The organism is Enteractinococcus helveticum, assembly GCF_020742345.1.
Taxonomy (GTDB): domain Bacteria; phylum Actinomycetota; class Actinomycetes; order Actinomycetales; family Micrococcaceae; genus Yaniella; species Yaniella helvetica_A.
This window is the reverse complement of sequence record NZ_DYXC01000087.1, coordinates 1-3,934: the sequence shown is the minus strand read 5'-3', so window position 1 is coordinate 3,934 and position 3,934 is coordinate 1. Positions and strand designations below refer to the sequence as shown.

Genomic DNA, 3,934 nt, shown 5'->3' with positions numbered 1-3,934 from the left:
GCCCGTCAATTCTCTGCGGATCAACGGCGAGGGTTGATCGCTCGAGATCGCGGATGTGCGGCACCCAATTGTAAAATTCCGGCACCGTGGTGCGATGCTCACCATGTCGACCCCTGGAAAGACGGCGGCAGTACCTCTGTTGCCAACGCCGTACTGTTATGTTCGCACCATCATCACGCTGTGCACGCAGGGATGTGGTCAATCAATATGCGAAACGGTATCGCCTGGTTCATCCCCACGCCTTATCTCGATCCTGATCGTCGACCACGGCGCAACCGCTTCTGGCGCTGACACCTCACGGTATTGACACAATATGACATGCCTACGCGTTGGCATATTGATATCGAAAACCAAGCGCCCGGTATGCTGAGACTCAAATACTTGGGATAGTGCATGGGGTGCAGGAAAAGTGACGACAGCTGCTGCTTCTGATCTAACGTTAACGGACGAATTTCTTGACGCACTGAAGCTGCTCGACAGCGGATCGCACCTGTTTCTCTCGGGGAAAGCAGGTACCGGTAAGTCAACGCTGATTCGGTTATTCACTGACTCGACCAATACGAATCTTGTTGTAGCCGCACCCACCGGCGTCGCAGCGCTGAATGTCAATGGGTATACGCTTCACCGACTATTTTCCTTCCCTGCGGGAGTCACCCCAGAATTTGCCCGCTCCGATGCATATTATCCCCGTCGCTTCGCAAAAATCCTCAAACATCTCGACACCCTCATCATCGACGAGGTATCCATGGTACGGGCTGACCTTTTCGACAGCATCGCAGCCGCACTGACCCGTTTCGGGCCCAAGCCAGGAGTGCCATTTGGTGGAGTCCAAATTGTCTTAGTCGGAGATCTCTACCAACTGCCTCCGGTGGTGGCAGATGCGGAACGAGAGTATTTCTCCAGTGTGTATTCCTCACCGTTCTTTTTCGCCGCAAACGCTTATCAACAAGACCACTTCCCCACCGTCGAACTCACCACGGTCTTCCGCCAGGATGGCGATCCAGAATTTCTTTCAATCTTGAATGTACTCCGCGATGGGCAAGCCACACCGCAGGCGGTGGAAGAACTTAACCAACATGTAGATCCTGATTTTCAGGCTCCTTCAGATGAATTCTGGTTGACGCTCACGACCAGAAATAACACAGCTGACAAGCGCAATCGCCAGAAGCTCGCCACTCTTGCAGCTGAAGAATTTACTTCAACGGCGACAATGACAGGTGAACTGGATGGTTTTGAAAAACCCACCCAGGACAAACTCAGTTTCAAAGTTGGCGCCCAAATCATGCTGTTGACGAATGATCCTCAAAACCGGTGGGTTAACGGTTCCCTTGCAGTGATCACAACCATCCTCCGCGAAAACGACGACTACAATGTTGAAATCGAACTACAGAACCAGCAGCGGTACATCATCACACCGCATACCTGGGAAATCACGCGACCATCAACCAGCGCCGGAACCCTAAGTCACGAAGTCATCGGAACCTTCCGGCAGCTGCCCTTCCGTCTTGCTTGGGCTGTGACCATTCACAAAGCACAAGGCTTGACTCTTGATCGTTGCATCATCGATCTTACCGGTGGAACATTTGCCGACGGCCAACTCTATGTGGCACTCAGCCGAGCCCGGTCCCTGACGGGCCTCGTGCTAGCTCGACCGGTACGTCCGCGTGATTTGCGTATCAACCAAGAAATCCGAAAATTTCACCACACACATACCGGTGGTGAAACAGGCGAATATGTTGTACTCACCGCTAACGTCGTTGGAGATGAAGGCTTTCAGTGGCGCCCACGGCCCATTGAACTGGCGGCTATTTTGCCAGATGGCACCGAGCTGACTACCTTGGTCGATCCACAACGCGACATTGGGAATGCGTCAACCACGTTGGGTATCTCGGCAGAAGATGTGGTGCTGGCCCCGACCCTGCCACTAGCTTGGGCAGCATTGGAACCGCATTTGGCTGGACGAATCCCGGTGGGCTTTGACCTCGCCGAGACCCTGGGCTTCATCGATTATGAGCTCAAACGGCACGAACAGATTATCCAGATCCCGATTGGCGTTGAGGTCAAACAGCTTGTGACTCGACGTGCATTGAATCAGCTGGAACGCCCCCAGCCGGCATTGGCCAAAGCTCGCATCATCAAAGAATTTCTCAACACGGTTGACAGCACGCTTCCTGCTTCGACGACGTTTCAACCCGGTGAGCCAGAGTTTGGCTACCTGTTGCCTCGAGGCTCAGAATCTCAAGCCCGTTTCATGGTCAACCCCGACCATATCGAATATTTCACCCAATACCTTTCCAGTCTCTCAGCCGAGTCGAAAAACTCAGTGCGTTTGGTATCCATACTCCAGGGCATTGAAGCCACGACCGGACGTACCATCTTCCACGATGCAGCCGCCACCCAGCGGATACACATTGCTGATGTTCTAGTCCCAGGCGCGAATTTGTGTTTTACCGGCAACGCACTAGACCCCGTAGATGGCTCACCCATTGACCGATCCGACCTCGAGGCGCTTGCAGCAGAACACAGGCTCCGTTCGGAAGATACCCTGACCAAATCACGGACCGATGTACTTATCGTGGCAGAATTTGGCACCCAATCTGGGAAAGCCAGGAATGCCCGCCGATGGAATAAACCAATTTTTTCGGTTGAAGAATTCTTAGCTTGGACCAATGGCTCACCATCGACGTCCTCCGCGCCCAGCGATATCAAAATTGATGTCACAATCGATGCCCTCCCTCACGTCACGACTTCGCCCCAGGAGCATCCCACACCGGATGGCCCACGAGTCGATTCACAGTCGGTACCCGAGGTGGATATCCCAAAATCTGAGGCCCCAGAAGCAATTTCTGAGGCGGTGGAACCCACTGCACAAACCGCGCTGGACCAGGACGCTGATATTCCCTGGAGCACTGAGTCCTTGGATGAGTTCCTCGTCGAAGGAGCCGTGGTATCGGCAACTGGGATCATTTATCATCCAGCAGATGGTCACCGGATTATCCAAAACGAACTTGCCCGCATATTATTGGACCACGGCCTGCGCTACGAAAAAAATCTTACCCAACGCCGCACCACGCTGTTATTGGTGGGTGAAACAGACAAAACCACCCGCCAACTCGCCAACGCAATCGAGTACGGCAAACCGATCTTTCCAGCAGCACAGTTCTTCACATGGGTCGACCAACAGCAGGCTCCTGCCGGACGCAACGAAATTGTGACACCGCAGATTTCCCAGATACCAGCACCACCTGAGGTCTCCCAAACACGCCCTGCGGCGGCTTCGCCTTCACCATCACAGGCCCAACCACCACCGCCTCCGGTAGTACATTTCCCTACTGCTCCGACATTTCCGTCCACCAGCACCGCGTCAGGAAACCTCCAATACGCGCCGTCTGATAAGCCAGCGGGTCCAGGCCCCTGGTGGGTCGGGCTTCCACTTGGCAAGTTCCTACTTATCGTCGCGGGTATTCCGCTGGGACTTGCCTTCATCATGCCCATCATGTTCATGATTTTCAGCGTCTTCATTCCTAGCGCTGAGACCATCATGACAAATATCGCGGCTGTCACGATGCTGTGTGGTTTCTTATCCGTTCCGGCCGCGTTAGTATTCGTTGGACTACGAATCAGTGGTCGACGTCGTGTGAAGCAGCGCATCTCCTGCAGAGAGCAAAGGAATCACAGCCATGGCTAGAAAACCGTTCAACATGCAGCCGAAAGCCTTCGGACCTGCAGAAGCTGATCCGAATGCTGACCTGCACGTGTTTCGGGCAGCGGATGCGCCAGAACCACGCACCGGCACTCCCCCTGCAATCACACGGAAACTGGAAGGCGACGGCGCGAATCTTATTTTCATGACCTTCACCCCGGGCCAGGTGCTTCGTGCCCACACCACCGCGCACCCTATTACCTTGCAAACCCTGCAGGGCAGGCTCAAAGT

General features: G+C 54.2%; 3 protein-coding genes. All 3 read left to right on the top strand.

All coding sequences use genetic code 11. From position 1 onward, the window contains the following. Positions 1–291: HNH endonuclease signature motif containing protein (locus K8V32_RS08300; protein WP_303905709.1), on the top strand; the 291-nt coding region annotated here is incomplete at its 5' end. A 118-nt stretch (positions 292–409) separates the two neighbouring features. Further along, entirely contained in the window at positions 410–3,688 is a 3,279-nt protein-coding gene (locus K8V32_RS08295; protein WP_303905707.1) for an AAA family ATPase, read from the top strand. Next, a partial coding sequence (locus tag K8V32_RS08290; RefSeq protein ID WP_524536718.1) for a cupin domain-containing protein occupies positions 3,681–3,934 on the top strand: 254 nt, incomplete at its 3' end. The genes K8V32_RS08295 and K8V32_RS08290, both read left to right, overlap by 8 nt.